This is a genomic window from Gryllotalpicola kribbensis, assembly GCF_039538245.1.
In the GTDB taxonomy this organism is placed as follows: Bacteria; Actinomycetota; Actinomycetes; order Actinomycetales; family Microbacteriaceae; genus Gryllotalpicola; species Gryllotalpicola kribbensis.
In genome coordinates this window covers 38514-52562 of record NZ_BAABBX010000001.1, presented here as the reverse complement: position 1 = coordinate 52562, position 14049 = coordinate 38514, and the positions used below count along the sequence as shown (strand labels likewise).

Below are 14049 nucleotides of genomic sequence, written 5' to 3'. Positions count from 1 at the left end.
AACGGAGCGGCGATGCTCAGAGCAGCACCAGTGAAATATGTGGCCAGACGGCTTCTGCAGGGCGTGTTCGTGCTGTGGGCGGCGTACACCCTGTCGTTCCTGATCCTGTTCACCCTCCCCGGCGACGCGGCCACGGTCGCGGCCGCCGGGGGCGGTGACGCCAGCACGGTCGACCCGAAGCTCGTCGAGCAGCTGCGCCACGAGTACGGGCTCGACCAGCCGCTGTGGCTGCAGTACCTGCACGCGCTCGGCAAGGCGCTGCGCGGCGACTTCGGCAGCAACCCGCAGACGGGCCAGCCGGCGCTGCACGAGGTCACCCAGGTGCTGCCGAACACGCTCGGACTCGCCGCTGCGGCCCTCGTGCTCGCGGTCGTCGTGGGCTTCCTGCTCGCGGTCGCGAGCACCTTCCCGCGCGCGGCGTGGCTGCGTCAGGCGCTCGGCGCCCTGCCGCCGCTCGGCGCCGCGGTGCCCGTGTTCTGGATCGGCCTGCTGCTGCTGCAGTGGTTCTCGTTCCATTTGCGCTGGTTCCCGTCGTTGGGCGACGAGGGATTCCGCAGCCTGGTGCTCCCCGCCGTCACACTGGCCGTGCCGACCGGGGCCTACATCGCGCAGCTGCTCTCGCGCAGCCTGCGCCTGACGCTCGGCCGGCCGTACATCGAGCAGGTGCGGGCCAAGGGCGCGGGCGAGGCGCGGGTGCATTTCGCGCACGCGCTGCGCAACGCCGTGCTGCCGACGCTCACCATGGTCGGCGTGCTGATCGGCAACCTGCTCGCCGGCACGGTCGTCACCGAGACCGTGTTCTCGCGCACCGGCGTCGGCCGGCTCGTCGTGCAGGCCGTTGGCGACCGCGACCTTCCCGTCGTGCAGGTCGTGGTGGTCTTCGCCGCGCTGGTCTTCGTCGTCTCGAGCCTCGCCGTCGACCTCGTCTACCCGCTCATCGACCGGCGCATCGTGCTCGGGCGCGCCGCCGCAACCGCCTAGGGGGTCCACCGTGTCAGAGCTCATCCTGAACGAGCGGTTCACCGACGGCAGCGCCGAGAACACCGGCCATGCCGAGGAACGACCGGCACGGGCATCCGGATTCTCGCGTGCACTGCGGGGCGCAGTGACGCGACCCGGTCTCGTCATCTCCGTGCTCGTGATCGCCCTCGTCATCGTGTGGGCGCTCGCGCCGAGCCTGTTCGCGCACCACGACCCGCTCACCGGCAACGTCGCCGAACGCCTGCAGGCGCCGAGCGCGCAGCACATCTTCGGCACAGACAACCTCGGCCGCGACCTGTGGGCGCGCGTCGTCTACGGCTCGGCGCAGTCCCTCGCGGCGACGTTCCTGGCGGTCGTGCTGGCCCTGCTCGTGGGCTCGATCCTCGGCCTGCTGGCCGGCTTCCTGCGTGGCTGGGTCGACGACGTCATCATGCGGGTGATGGACGTCGTGCTCGCCATCCCGACCGTGCTGCTCTCGCTCGCGATCATCACGGCGCTCGGCTTCGGCACCATCAACGTCGCGGTCGCGGTGGGCTTCGCGAGCGCCGCGAGCTTCGCGCGCGTCATGCGCTCTGAGGTCATCACGATCTCGACCGCGCTCTACGTCGAGGCGGCCCGTGCCTCGGGCGTGCGCTGGTACACGGTCCTGCGCCGGCACGTGCTGCCGAACTCGTTCGGGCCCGTGCTGTCGCTGTCTGCGCTCGAGTTCGGCACCGCCGTGCTCGCGATCTCAAGCCTGAGCTTCCTCGGCTTCGGGGCGCCCCCGCCCGCGCCCGAGTGGGGCGCCCTCATCTCAGAGGGCCGCAACTACCTCGCCACCTCGTGGTGGCTGACCACCTTCCCGGGGCTGATCATCGTCGCGGTCGTGCTGGCCGCGAACCGGGTCAGCCGCGCGTTCGAGAAGAACGGAGCGACACGATGACAACGGATGCCTCGCTCTTGCTCTCCGTCAAGAACCTCCGCGTCGCCTACGAGACGGGCAGCCGCCGCGTCGAGGCGGTGCGCGGGGTCGACTTCGAGGTCGGTCGCGGTGAGATCGTCGCGATCGTCGGCGAGTCCGGCAGCGGCAAGACGACGACGGCGCAGGCGGTCATCCACCTGCTCGACCCGACCGCGCGGGTCGCTGCCGACGAGCTCGCCTTCGACGGCATCGAGCTCACGAAGCTCAGCCGCGGGCAGTGGCGCGAGGTGCGGGGCGCGCGCATCGGGCTCATCCCGCAGGACCCGGTCGTCTCGCTCGACCCCGTCAAGAAGGTCGGCGAGCAGGTCGCCGAGGCGCTGCGCGTGCACAAGCTCGCGAGCCGCCGCGCCGCGGGGGAGCGGGCCGTCGCCTTGCTCGAGCTCGCCGGGCTCTCGCAGCCCGCGCTGCGGGCGAGGCAGTTCCCGCACCAGCTCTCCGGCGGCATGAAGCAGCGCGCCCTCATCGCGGCCGCGCTCGCCCCCGAGCCCGAGCTGATCATCGCCGACGAGCCGACCAGCGCCCTCGACGTGACGGTGCAGAAGCAGATCCTGGACCACCTCGAGAGCCTCGTGCGCGGGCGCGGCACCGCGGTGCTCCTCATCACGCACGATCTCGCGGTCGCCGCCGACCGCGCCGACCGCATCCTCGTGATGCAGGGCGGCGAGATCGTCGAGACGGGTGCCGCCGCACAGGTGCTCGGTGCGCCGCGGCATCCGTACACGCGGGCGCTCGTCGCCGCGGCGCCCGCGCTGTCCGCCGCGCGGCTGCGACCCTCGACGAGCATCGGCGAGCAAGCGCGGGCGGATGCCGAGGTGAGCGTCGCCCGCCCGCCATTGCTGACCGTCACCGACCTCACGAAGGACTTCGGCTCGGGCCGCGAGCGCCTGCGCGCCGTCGACGCCGTGAGCTTCGAGATCGCACGGGGCGAGACCTTCGCCCTCGTCGGCGAGTCCGGCTCGGGCAAGAGCACGACCGCGCGCCTCGTCGCGCGCCTCGAGACGGCGAGCGACGGCATCGTCCTGCTCGACGGGCAGGACTACACGCACGCCCGCGGCGAACGGCTGCGGCAGCTGCGCCGCCGACTGCAGCTCGTCTACCAGAATCCGTATGCCTCGCTCGACCCGCGCTTCACGGTCGCCGACGCCGTCGACGAGCCGCTGCGCGCCTTCGGGGTCTCCCGCGCCGAGCGGGCGAAGCGAGTCGCCGAGCTCATCGACCTGGTCGCGCTGCCGGCCTCATTCGCGAGCCGCCGCCCCGCCGAGCTCTCCGGCGGGCAGCGCCAGCGCGTGGCCATCGCCCGCGCCCTCGCGCTCTCGCCCGAGCTGCTGATCCTCGACGAGGCGGTCTCGGCCCTCGACGTGTCCGTGCAGGCGCAGATCCTGCAGCTGCTCACCGACCTGCAGGCCGAGCTCGGCCTCGCCTACCTCTTCATCACGCACGACCTCGCCGTCGTCCGACAGGTCGCCGACCGCGTCGGCGTCATGCAAGGCGGCCGCCTCGTCGAAGCGGGGCCGGCTGCAGACATCCTCGAATCCCCGCGCGACCCCTACACACGCCGCCTGCTGGAGGCGATCCCAGGCAGTGCAGTGCACGCGTTCGGCGGTGCGAGAAGTACGTTCAGCGCGACGTGAGCGTGCTTTTCGCACCCGTCGAATCCAAGCCTCGACAGGAGACATATGAAGGTCATCGGCCTCGACATCATCCCGAACGGCCCGGATGCCGCGGGGCACACCCCCACGCCCGCCGAGCGCCTCACGCAGACGGTTGACACCGCGATCCTCTTCGAGGAGCTCGGCTTCGACGGCTTCGCCGTGGGGGAGCGCCACCACCCGCCGTTCCTCTCGAGCGCGCCGCCCGTGATCCTCTCCCACCTCGCCGCGCTCACCCGCCGCATCCGCCTCTTCACCGGGGTGACGCTGCTCTCGGTGCTCGACCCGGTGCGAGTCGCCGAGGACTACGCGACCCTCGACAACCTCTCGGGCGGCCGCCTCGAGCTCATCATCGGCAAGGGCAACGGGCCAGAGCAGGCGGAGCTGTTCGGCATCGGCCGCCTCGACGCGTGGGACACGATCCGCGAGAACTACCTGCTGCTGCGCCGCATCTGGAGCGAGCAGAAGGTGACGTGGGATGCCCCGGCCGGCGTCCCCAGCATCAGAACGGCGCCCCTGCGCGACGCCGAGATCTGGCCGAAGCCGCTGCAGCCGAAGATCCGCATCTGGCACGGCTCGGCCTCGGCCGAGCGCTCGGTCGAGCTCGCGGCGGAGCACGGCGATCCGATCTTCTCGGCCAACGGATTCAACCCGCTCGAGCACTACGGCCGGCTGATCGACCACTACCGCCGGAAGTGGGAGGAGTTCGGCCGCGACCCGCACGACGCGACGGTCGGCGCCGGCCACATCGCCCTCGTCGTGCGGCCGACCTCGCAGGACGCGCGGGCGGCGTTCCGGCCGTCGTACGAGAAGCTCGCCGCATCGCTGCGCGAGAACGCGAGCCACCAGCTGCCCGGCACCTTCACGCTCTACAAGGATTACGACGAGTACCTCGCCCAGAGCTCGGCCCTCGTCGGTAGCCCGCAGGAGGTGCTCGACAAGGTCCACCGCTACCACGAGGCCTTCGGCAACACCGTGATCCACATCAGCGGCCACGGCGGCGAGCTCGGCCAGGCGGCGCTGCGCGAGAGCCTCGAGCTGTTCGCCTCCGACGTGCTGCCCGAGCTGCGCGCGTCGCTCCCCGACCCCGAATGGCCGGAGCCCACGCTCGCCCTCACGCGCACCCCGGCTCGGGAATCCGTCGCCCTCGCCTGATCACGCGCAACCCGCCGTGACAGTGTGACGTCACATGGCTCAACGCGGCGCAACACGAATTGGCAGAGCTGCCGAGGCGCCGTGACGATGGACGCTCACCCCACGAGGAAAAGGAGCACCCATGTCCGAGCCGTCCCTGCCCCCGCGACTTCCCGAGAAGCCGAAGCGCCGCACCGGCCTGATCGCAGGCGCCGTCATCGCGGCCGTCGTCGTGATCGTCGCGGTGGTCCTGATCATCGTCAACGTCGCGAAGCCGAAGGCCGATGACGCGGCGTCCGGCGGTGCGAGCGGCACGACCGCCAAGGCGCAGACCGTGTCGATCGGGGTGACGGATGCCTCGCAGCCGTACTGGAAGATCTACTCCGACCTCGCGAAGAAGAAGTACAACGTCACGATCAAGCTCGTGAACTTCTCCGACTACAGCCAGCCGAACCCCGCGCTGAAGCAGAAGCAGACCGACCTGAACGAGTTCCAGCACATCGAGTACCTCGCCGACTACAACAACTCGAGCGGCGACACCCTGCAGCCGATCGGGCCGACGGCGATCTACCCGCTGCCGCTGTACTCGACGGACTACAAGAAGCCGGCCGACCTTCCGGCGAACGCCGCGGTCGCCATCCCGAACGACGCGATCAACGAGGCGCGCGGCCTGCTGGTGCTGCAGTCGGCCGGCCTGCTCGAGCTCAAGGACGGCGGCTCGCCGTTCTCGACCGTGAACGACATCACCTCGTCGAAGGTCAAGGTGACGACCGTGGATGCCGCGCAGACGGCGCGCGCCCTGCAGTCCGGCTCGGTCGCGGCGGCCATCGTCAACAAGAACTATGCGACCGACGCCAAGCTGCCGAACACCGACATCATCGCGAAGGACGACCCGAGCGACCCTTCTGCGCAGCCCTACGTCAACGTGTTCGTGGCGCGCGACGCGGACAAGGACAACAAGCTCTACCAGAAGCTCGCGGCCCTCTACCTCGACCCGAGCGTCGAGAAGTCCGTGCAGGAGGTCAACGGCGGCAGCGCCGTGTTCAGCGACCTGACCGCCAAGGAGCTGCAGGACCTGCTGGCCAAGACGCAGGAGCAGGAGAAGGCAGCCAAGGGCTGAGCATGACCGACGCACTGGTCCGACTCGAGGGCGTCAGCAAGACGTACCCCAGCCCGGCCGGGCCGGTCACGGCCGTCACCGATCTCTCCCTGGAGGTCATCCAGGGAGAGATCCTCGGCGTGATCGGGTACTCCGGCGCGGGCAAGAGCACTCTCGTCCGCTTGATCAACGCGCTCGAGCTACCGACGGCCGGGCGGGTGTTCGTCGGCGACGACGAGCTGACCGCACTGCCCGAGAAGCAGCGCCGCGCGGTTCGCCGTGAGATCGGCATGATCTTCCAGCAGTTCAACCTCTTCAATTCGCGCACCGTCGCCGGCAACGTGGGCTACCCCCTGAAGCTCGCCGGCGTGAAGCAGCCCGAGCGCGACCGGAAGGTAGCGCGACTGCTCGACTTCGTCGGGCTGCTCGAGCGCGCGCACGCCTACCCCGAGCAGCTCTCGGGCGGTCAGAAGCAGCGCGTGGGCATCGCCCGCGCGCTCGCCACCGACCCCAAGCTGCTGCTCGCCGACGAGGCCACCAGCGCGCTCGACCCCGAGACCACAGCCGACGTGCTTGCGCTGCTCAAGCGCGTCAACCGCGAGCTCGGCGTCACGATCGTCGTCATCACGCACGAGATGGACGCCATCCGCGCGATTGCCGACCGCGTCGCGGTCATGGATGGCGGGCGTCTCGCAGAGCTCGGCAACGTGTACGACGTGTTCGCCCGGCCCTCCACGCCGACCGTCGCGCGCTTCGTCGCCACGGTGCTGCGGGACCGACCGTCGGCCGAGACGCTGCGGCGCCTGCGGGCGTCCCACGCGGGCCGGCTCGTCACCGCCAAGGTGCCGGACCGGCGCGGCTTCGCAGGCCTGCTTGCGAGCACGCTCGCCGAGCACGGCGTCTCCGGCGAGATCGTCTACGGCGGCATCAGCGAACTGCAGGAGAAGCCCATCGGCTCCCTCACCTACGAGCTGACCGGTTCGGATGCCGCGATCGATGCGGCTCTCGCCGCGCTGCGCGCGGGCGGGGTCGACGTGGTCGAGGAGGTCGCGGAATGACCGGATTCCTGAACGATCTGCCCACCTTCTACACCGCCATCTGGCAGACGCTCGTCATGGTGTTCGCCGCGCTCGTGGTCTCCGGTGCGCTCGGCCTCGGCATCGGCATCCTGCTGTATGCCACGGCACCCGGCCGTCTCCTCGAGAACCGGGCGGCGAATGTGGTGACCAACGTCGTCGTCAACATCGTCCGCCCCGTGCCGTTCATCATCTTCATCGCCGCGATCGCGCCGCTCACCGTGAAGGTGCTCGGAACGTACCTCTTCGTGCAGGGCGCGGCGTTCGCGATCTCGCTGGCGGCCGCGTTCGCCGTCTCGCGCATCGTCGAGCAGAACCTCGTCGCGGTCGACCCCGGCGTGGTGGAGGCGGCGCGCGCCATGGGCGCGAGCCCGGCTCGCATCATCTTCACGGTGCTGATCCCCGAGGGGCTCGGCCCGCTGATCCTCGGCTATACCTTCGTGTATGTGGCGCTCGTGGACATGTCGGCGCAGGCAGGGGCCGTCGGCGGCGGTGGCCTGGGCGACTTCGCCATTCAGTACGGCCTCAACCGCTTCAACTACCCGATCATCTACATCACGGTCGCGGTGATCATCGTGATCGTGCAACTGGGCCAGTTCTTCGGCAACTGGCTCGCGCGCCGGGTGATGCGGCGCTGATGACGATCCCGTTGGCGCCGTCCGCGCCGCCGCTGATCCTCGACGAGCCCGGCGAGCATCGCGGCATCAGTCGCCTCGTTCCCGGGTTCGACGCCGAACGGCTGCTGCCGTAACATTTCGTCACATAACCGGATGCCTCGGCCGCGGCCGGGCCCTGCGACGGGAGACGACGTGGACACGATGGAAATGATGAAGTCCATGCCCATGGGCAGCATGCCGATGGACATGGCCGCGATGCAGGACTGCATCCAGTCCCTCAACGCGTGCTCGATGGCCGCCACCATGTGCGCCGGCGCCGACATGACCGAGACGGACATGGCGAAGTGCACCGCGATGTGCTCGAACATGGCCGACATGGCCGACGCCACGATGCGCATGATGATGCGCCCCGCCGGCATGGACATGGAGGTCATGAACGCGATGCTCATGGCCTGCATGACGATGGGGAAGGCGTGCGCGGCCGAGTGCCGCATGCATGCCGACATGGCCGAGCACTGCCGCTACTGCGCGATGGCCTGCGAGGACATGGTCGCGAAGTGCGAGGCTTTGATGGCCTAGAGCCGAGCGCGGGTCGACTCGGCGATGACGCGGGTCGACTCGGCGAAGCCGAATGGAAACCCTAGACGACCCGCGCGGTCGTCGCGACGCTGCGCACGTCGAGGATCTCGGCGACCGGGTGGAACGCGACCGGCTCGCCGACGCTCAGCCCGGCGAACGCGTCGAACGTCTGCAGGCGCATCACACCGCCGTCGAGGAACGCGACGGACAGTTCGCGATCGGATGCCTCGAGCACCACGCCGTCGCGCCAGGCGGTCGGTGTCGCGCCGGCCATGACCTGCTGGATCGGGAGGACTGTCGACGAGATCGTGCGGGACATGGCTTCACCTTCTTCGCGGGTTCGGTAGGTCGACGGTACGCGGGCGGCTTCCGCCGGCCAAGCGGCCCGGTCGCAATCCGTAACACGCTGAGAAACACCGCGGCGCGAGGAATCCGCGCCGCCCCGCGCTCGTTGCCCCGAGCATGACAACTCTCGGATTCATCGGCGCCGGCCACATCGGCGGAACGGTCGCGAAGCTCGCAGCTCAGCACGGCTATGACGTCGTCGTCAGCAATTCGCGCTCTCCTGAGACGCTCGCCGACCTCGTTGCGGAGATCGGGGGCACGGCCCGCGCGGCCTGGGCGGCCGAGGCATCGGCTGCCGCAGATGTCGCCTTCGTGTCGATCCCGCTCAAGAACATCTGGCAGCTCGACCCCGCACCGCTCGTCGGCAAGATCGTGCTCGAGACCAACAACTACTACCCCGCGCGCGACGGCCGCATCGAGGCCATCGACAACGAGAGCGACACGACCACGGGCCTGCTGCAGAAGCACCTGCCCGACTCCCACGTCGTGAAGGTCTTCAATCACATCAACTGGACGCACATCCCGACCCAGGGCCTGCCCGCCGGCGCCCCGAACCGCCGAGCCCTCGCGATTGCGAGCGACCACCCGGACGCCCTCGAGTTCGCGCGGCGCTTCTACGACGAGCTCGGCTACGACGCCGTCGACGCGAGCCCGGTGTCCGAGAGCTGGCGCATCGAGCGCGGCACTCCCGGCTATGGGGCGCGCCAGACCGTCGCCGAGCTCGAGGCCGCGCTGCGGCAGGCCGAGCGGGCGGTCGTGCACTCGTAGCCGTCGCCGCACGTCTTCGCCGAGCGCTTCACCGAGGTGTGCCGAGAGGGCCGTTTGCCGCGTTTTTTCGCCGTCCGGGCACCCCTCGGCGGGTGGCGGATGCCTCACGCATCCGTCACCCGCGCAGCGATCAGTCCGCCGGCTCGTCCCCGCCCGGCTGCGTGACGTCGTCGCCGCTGTTCAGCTCGCGCGGCTCGTTCTGCCGCGCGCCGTCGCCGCCCTCGGCGGGCTGCTCGGGGTGCTGACTGCGGTCGTCGCCCTGCTGCTGCTGGTCGTCGTCCGGCCCCTCGGCGGGGTCCTGCGGGTGTGTTCCGTTCTCGGTCATGCCGGTGCGGTACCCGGATGCCGGCTCAGCTGTTCAGGATGTCGCGCACCAGGGGAATCACCTTCGTGCCGTAAAGCTCGACGGCACGTGCCGCGGCGGAGGCCGGCACCGAGCCCGAGGTGTACAGCAGATCGAAGCGCTGCACGCCGAGCTCCCGAACGGTCGCCGCGATGCGCCGCGCCACGGTCTCGGGCGAGCCGACATAGACGGACCCTGCCGTGGCCTCCTGCTCGAAGTGCTCGCGCGTCACCTCGCCGTGCCAGCCGCGCTCGGCGCCGATCTTGTCGCGCACTTTCTTGAAGCGCGGGAACAGCAGCTCCTTCGCCTCTTCGTCGGTGTCTGCGACGAAGCCGGGGGAGTGCACCCCGATCGGCAGCGCGGGCTGCCCCAGCTCGCCGACCGCGCGGTGGTACAGGTCGATGTATGGCGCGAATCGCGACGGCGACCCGCCGATGATCGCGAGCATCAGCCGGAATCCGTAGCGCGCGGTGCGCACGACCGATTCGGGTGAGCCGCCCACGCCGACATACGTGGTGATCCCGTTCTCGGTCTTCGGGTAGACGTCGGCGTCGGTGAGCGGCGGCCGGGTCTTGCCACGCCACGTCACGGGCCTCTCGTCGAGCAGCTTCGCCCAGAGCCCCAGCTTCTCTTCGAAGAGCAGGTCGTAGTCGGCGAGGTCGTAGCCGAACAGCGGGAACGACTCGATGAACGACCCACGGCCCATGATCACCTCGGCGCGGCCGTTCGAGACAGCATCCAGCGTCGCGAAGCGCTCGAACACGCGCACGGGGTCGTCCGACGACAGCACCGTGACGCCCGTGCCGAGCTTGATGCGCGAGGTGCGCCCGGCGATCGTCGCGAGCACGATCTCGGGCGAGCTGATCGCGAACTCGGGCCGGTGATGCTCACCCAGGGTGATGGCGTCCACGCCCGACTGGTCGGCGATGACCGCGTGCTCGACGATGTCGCGGATGCTCGCGGCATACGTCTTCAACTCGCCGTGATCGTCCTCGAGCACATCGCCGAACGTGTCGAGCCCCAAGACCAGGTCGTCGCTCATGTCACAGATCCTTTCGTATCGGCCCCGCCCGTCGATAACTTGGCGGTGTGAGGAAAAAGTCCCCCATTGTGATGACACTGGCCCTCGCGGGAGCGCTCGTGCTGACCGGCTGCACGAGCAGCGGCGCGAGCAAGGGGGCGACCAGCACCATCTCGGTGCCGACGACGACCGCGACATCGGCCGCGCAGGTGGCGACGCTGAACGACGCCGTCGCGTATGCGCTCACGGTCACGCCGAAGACGCCGCTCACCGAGATCGATCAGGCGGGCCGGCTGCTCAAGAAGTACGCGGATGCCTCGTCCGAGCTGTCCGCAGACGACAAGTCCGCCGTCGACGGGTTCATCGCGCAGTCGCAGCAGGCCGTCGCCGCGAAGGACGAGACGAGCGCGGGCGCCGATCTGCAGGCCGCGGCGCAGGGCGTCGCGCAGGCGCTGGCGGAGGAGTGAGGCTCGGGCATCCGATCAGCCGCTCATCAGACGCAATGCGCGCACCGGACGTAGCCTGAGAGGGTGAGCGATGACCTCGAAGACCTCTACCGCGAGACGATCATGGATCACGCCCGCGCGCCGCACCACTTCGGCCTGCGCGACGGCGCCGCGGCGGAATCGCACCAGCTCAACCCGACCTGCGGCGACGAGGTCACCGTGCAGCTGCACGTGAGCGCCGACGGCGAACGCGTTGAATCGCTCAGCTGGGAAGGGCACGGCTGCGCCATCTCGCAGGCGTCCGCTTCGCTGCTCTCCGACCTCGTCGTGGACCTGCCCGCCGCAGACCTCACCCGCCGTATCGACGAGTTCCGCGAGATGATGCGCTCGCGCGGCCAGGTCGAGGGCGACGAGGAGCTGCTCGGCGATGCGGTCGTGCTCGGGGGCGCCTCGCGCTACGTCGCGCGGGTCAAGTGCGCGATGCTCTCGTGGGTCGCCGTCGAGGACGCCCTGGCCAAGCTGCCGGCGCACACGCTGGTCGAGTAGCCCGCGCCGACCCACCCGCTGGTCGAGTAACCCGCGCCGACCCACCCGCTGGTCGAGTAGGTCGCTCTGCGACCGTATCGAGACCCCGCCCCGGCCAGACCCCACCCCTGCTCGCCCCGGCGAAGCCGAGACTGACGCTGGTCGACTCGGCGAAGCCGAATGGAGACCAGACGCTCGTCGATTTTCAGTAGTCCCTCGTGCGATCTTCCGTAGTGCTCTCAGTGATCACGCCGTAGCCCTCGTTGCAAGGCTGTCGGCATGTGCAACACAGCGAAGCCGACGAGCGCGCCGGGCCTGGGGCGATGACCGATCAGTCGACGGCGATAGCAGAGGCGCCGTTTCCGACCAGGCGCTCGCTGCGTCAGGCGGAGCAGGCGCAGCAGGTCGAGCAGTCGCGGCGGGCCCGCCGGGCGCCGCAGGGCGCCCACGGTCAGCGCGGCGCCTCTGCGCGCTTCACGGCCGTCGACGGCTTTCGTGGCCTCGCGATCCTCTCGGTGCTCTTCTACCACTCGGGCGTCACGAGCCGCGGGCTGTTCGGCGTCGACGTCTTCTTCGTGGTCTCGGGCTTCTTCGTCACGCTGCTCGCGCTGCGCGAGCTGCGCCGCTCGGGGCGCCTGCGCCTCGGTGCGTTCTTCGGGCGCAGGGCGCGTCGCATCCTGCCGGGCGTCGTGCTCGCGCTGCTCGTCACCCTCGTGCTGGTCGCGCACTTCGGAACGGCGGCGGAGTTCGGCCGCGCCAAGCGCACCGCGATCGCCGGCATGCTGCAGGTCGCGAACTGGGAGCAGCTCGCGGCCAATCAGTCCTACTGGGACTCGCTCGGTGCGATCAATCCGCTGGGGCAGATGTGGTCGCTGTCGATCACCGAGCAGTTCTATCTGGTCTGGCCCGTCGTCCTGCTCATCGTGTGGCTGCTCACGCGTCATCGCTCGGCGGCGCTGATCACGACATTGATCGTGCTCACCGTGGTGGCCGGCGCCGTCGCGCCGCTGCTCTTCGACGGCAGCAACAGCGACCGGCTGTATCTCGGCACCGACAGCCGCGCGGTCGCCTTCATCGCGGGGGCCGCGGCAGCGGCTGTCGTCGAGGCCTGGGAAGCGCGCGGCGGAGCGCAGGTGGCGCGCCGTCCACGGGTGGGCCTCACCCTCGCGTCTCTCGCGCTCTTCGCGGTGCTCGTCGGCGCGAGCGTCGCGGTGCGCAGCTACCACGACGCGTGGATCTACCAGGGCGGCCTCGCCGGCGTCGCTGCCGTGGCCGCACTGCTGACGGCGACGCTCTGCCTGCCGGGCAATCTGCTGGCGCGGGTCTTCCACAACCGCTTCTTCGTCGAGGTCGGGAAGATGTCGTACGTCCTCTTCCTCTTCCATCTGCCCGTGTACTGGATGCTGCAGACGCTGAGCGGCGGCAGCGTGAGCGGCTGGGCGATGTTCGCCATCGGCGCCCCCGTGACGCTGGTCGTCTCGTGGCTCGTTCACCGGCTGATCACCGAGCCGATCCGCATCCGACCCTGGACCCGCGCGGGCGGCCTCACCGCCGCCTCGATCGCGTGCCTGGCGGTGGTGGCGACAGGCCTGTACCTGCCGTCGCTGCAGTCGCTGCCGGGAACGGCAGCCGAGGCGGCGTCTCTGACGGCCGGTGCGAGCGCGCCCGCGCCGGTTCCCACCCTGCGGCCCGGCATCGCCGGCGGAGCGCCCCGGGCCGTGTTCGTCGGGGACTCGATGGCCGTCGACTGGGCGGCCGCCCTCAAGGCGAATGCGCCCGGCGCGATCACGACCCAGGACGAGGCATACGGAGGCTGCGGCATCTTGGACTCCGATGAAGTGATGACGGCTCAGGGGTGGACGCAGAACAAGGCCGACAACAAGCGGGCATGCTGGCCCTGGCAGGACAACCTGCGACTGCAGATCGCGAAGGGCGACGTCGACTTCGTCGTCGCGCACATCGGGTGGGATGCCGCGCAGCAGCGCATCGACGGCAACTGGATGCGCCCCTGCGACGCCGCCTGGCAGCAGCGCTACACCGAGAAGGTCGGTGCCCTGTTGAGCATCGTCCGCGGGGCGAAGCACCCCGCGACGGTGCTGCTCGCGACGGACCAGATCAACACGGTGGTCGTCGGCGACAAGCGCCAGGTGCGCTGCTTCAACGCGGCGATCCGCAAGCCCGCGGCACAGGAGCCCGACGTGCGCCTGCTCGACTTCAACGCCTACATCTGCCCGAAGTCGGGCTGTCGCACGAAGACGCCCGACGGGCAGGCGCTGACCTCCGACGGGCTCCATCTCACGCCGGCAGGTGAGGCCGCCATCACGCCGTGGCTGCTGACTCAGCTGGCCGACGCGCAAGGGAGCCTGCCGGCGCAGGTCGACTCGGCGAAGCCGACGCCGACGCAGGTCGACTCGGCGGACTCGGCGCCGACGCTGGTCGACTCGGCGAAGCCGAATGGAGACCGAGAGCCCTAGCTCGCACGAGTGCGCGTACGCAGCCGCCCAA

Annotated in this window: 14 protein-coding genes and 1 pseudogene; 12 read left to right on the top strand and 3 right to left on the bottom strand. The window is 70.1% G+C overall.

Translation table 11 applies throughout. The annotated features are described in order from the left end of the window. Window positions 1-39 precede the first annotated feature (39 nt). The 8 genes from ABD716_RS00295 to ABD716_RS00260 all read left to right on the top strand — a co-directional run bounded on the left by ABD716_RS00295 (window position 40) and on the right by ABD716_RS00260 (window position 8096). Entirely contained in the window at window positions 40-981 is a 942-nt protein-coding gene (locus ABD716_RS00295) for an ABC transporter permease (RefSeq protein WP_344772595.1), read from the top strand. A 10-nt stretch (window positions 982-991) separates the two neighbouring features. Then, complete coding sequence (locus tag ABD716_RS00290; RefSeq protein WP_425553360.1) at window positions 992-1903, top strand: ABC transporter permease; 912 nt, start codon at window positions 992-994, stop codon at window positions 1901-1903. Next, window positions 1900-3573 (top strand): dipeptide ABC transporter ATP-binding protein, encoded by a 1674-nt coding sequence (locus ABD716_RS00285; RefSeq protein ID WP_344772593.1) that lies wholly within the window; start codon window positions 1900-1902, stop codon window positions 3571-3573. Before ABD716_RS00290 ends, ABD716_RS00285 begins: the two co-directional genes overlap by 4 nt. Before the next feature lie 45 nt (window positions 3574-3618). Next, window positions 3619-4746 (top strand): LLM class flavin-dependent oxidoreductase, encoded by a 1128-nt coding sequence (locus ABD716_RS00280; protein WP_344772591.1) that lies wholly within the window; start codon window positions 3619-3621, stop codon window positions 4744-4746. Between the two features lie 121 nt (window positions 4747-4867). Then, complete coding sequence (locus tag ABD716_RS00275; RefSeq protein WP_344772589.1) at window positions 4868-5845, top strand: MetQ/NlpA family ABC transporter substrate-binding protein; 978 nt, start codon at window positions 4868-4870, stop codon at window positions 5843-5845. A 2-nt stretch (window positions 5846-5847) separates the two neighbouring features. Beyond that, window positions 5848-6882 (top strand): methionine ABC transporter ATP-binding protein, encoded by a 1035-nt coding sequence (locus ABD716_RS00270; RefSeq protein ID WP_344772587.1) that lies wholly within the window; start codon window positions 5848-5850, stop codon window positions 6880-6882. Further along, on the top strand, window positions 6879-7538 hold the full coding sequence (locus ABD716_RS00265) for a methionine ABC transporter permease (protein ID WP_344772585.1): 660 nt from the start codon (window positions 6879-6881) through the stop codon (window positions 7536-7538). The genes ABD716_RS00270 and ABD716_RS00265 overlap by 4 nt, the downstream gene beginning before the upstream one ends. Window positions 7539-7718: 180 nt before the next feature. Continuing rightward, complete coding sequence (locus ABD716_RS00260; protein ID WP_344772944.1) at window positions 7719-8096, top strand: four-helix bundle copper-binding protein; 378 nt, start codon at window positions 7719-7721, stop codon at window positions 8094-8096. Between the two features lie 61 nt (window positions 8097-8157). Here ABD716_RS00260 and ABD716_RS00255 read toward each other — a convergent pair whose 3' ends face one another. Continuing rightward, window positions 8158-8415: a nuclease gene (locus ABD716_RS00255; RefSeq protein ID WP_344772583.1), complete on the bottom strand. Its 258-nt coding sequence runs from the start codon at window positions 8413-8415 to the stop codon at window positions 8158-8160. Window positions 8416-8540: 125 nt separating this feature from the next. Here ABD716_RS00255 and ABD716_RS00250 point away from each other — a divergent pair. Further along, window positions 8541-9209: pseudogene (locus tag ABD716_RS00250) on the top strand (NADPH-dependent F420 reductase); the annotation flags it as partial. A 130-nt stretch (window positions 9210-9339) separates the two neighbouring features. On the opposite strand, the gene ABD716_RS00245 reads toward ABD716_RS00250, so the two are convergent. Both ABD716_RS00245 and ABD716_RS00240 read right to left on the bottom strand, forming a co-directional pair. Further along, a complete protein-coding gene (locus tag ABD716_RS00245) occupies window positions 9340-9534 on the bottom strand; it encodes a hypothetical protein (RefSeq protein WP_344772579.1) in 195 nt (64 codons plus the stop codon). 25 nt (window positions 9535-9559) lie between these two features. Further along, window positions 9560-10594, bottom strand: coding sequence for an LLM class flavin-dependent oxidoreductase (locus ABD716_RS00240; RefSeq protein ID WP_344772577.1), 1035 nt, complete (start codon window positions 10592-10594; stop codon window positions 9560-9562). 47 nt (window positions 10595-10641) lie between these two features. Between ABD716_RS00240 and ABD716_RS00235 the strand changes: the two genes are divergently transcribed. From ABD716_RS00235 to ABD716_RS00225, 3 genes are all read left to right on the top strand, one after another. Then, window positions 10642-11040, top strand: a complete 399-nt coding sequence (locus ABD716_RS00235) for a hypothetical protein (RefSeq protein WP_344772575.1) — start codon at window positions 10642-10644, stop codon at window positions 11038-11040. 63 nt (window positions 11041-11103) lie between these two features. After that, complete coding sequence (gene sufU / locus ABD716_RS00230; RefSeq protein WP_344772573.1) at window positions 11104-11565, top strand: Fe-S cluster assembly sulfur transfer protein SufU; 462 nt, start codon at window positions 11104-11106, stop codon at window positions 11563-11565. A gap of 260 nt (window positions 11566-11825) precedes the next feature. After that, on the top strand, window positions 11826-14018 hold the full coding sequence (locus ABD716_RS00225; protein ID WP_344772571.1) for an acyltransferase family protein: 2193 nt from the start codon (window positions 11826-11828) through the stop codon (window positions 14016-14018). Window positions 14019-14049 lie beyond the last annotated feature (31 nt).

What these genes read in the sequence shown, in the direction of transcription:
- ABD716_RS00285 (WP_344772593.1), top strand. Translation starts at nt 1,900, where the DNA reads ATGACAACGGATGCCTCGCTCTTGCTCTCCGTCAAGAACCTCCGCGTC.
- ABD716_RS00280 (WP_344772591.1), top strand. Translation starts at nt 3,619, where the DNA reads ATGAAGGTCATCGGCCTCGACATCATCCCGAACGGCCCGGATGCCGCG.
- ABD716_RS00275 (WP_344772589.1), top strand. Translation starts at nt 4,868, where the DNA reads ATGTCCGAGCCGTCCCTGCCCCCGCGACTTCCCGAGAAGCCGAAGCGC.
- ABD716_RS00270 (WP_344772587.1), top strand. Translation starts at nt 5,848, where the DNA reads ATGACCGACGCACTGGTCCGACTCGAGGGCGTCAGCAAGACGTACCCC.
- ABD716_RS00265 (WP_344772585.1), top strand. Translation starts at nt 6,879, where the DNA reads ATGACCGGATTCCTGAACGATCTGCCCACCTTCTACACCGCCATCTGG.
- ABD716_RS00260 (WP_344772944.1), top strand. Translation starts at nt 7,719, where the DNA reads ATGGAAATGATGAAGTCCATGCCCATGGGCAGCATGCCGATGGACATG.
- ABD716_RS00255 (WP_344772583.1), bottom strand. Translation starts at nt 8,415, where the DNA reads ATGTCCCGCACGATCTCGTCGACAGTCCTCCCGATCCAGCAGGTCATG.
- ABD716_RS00245 (WP_344772579.1), bottom strand. Translation starts at nt 9,534, where the DNA reads ATGACCGAGAACGGAACACACCCGCAGGACCCCGCCGAGGGGCCGGAC.
- ABD716_RS00240 (WP_344772577.1), bottom strand. Translation starts at nt 10,594, where the DNA reads ATGAGCGACGACCTGGTCTTGGGGCTCGACACGTTCGGCGATGTGCTC.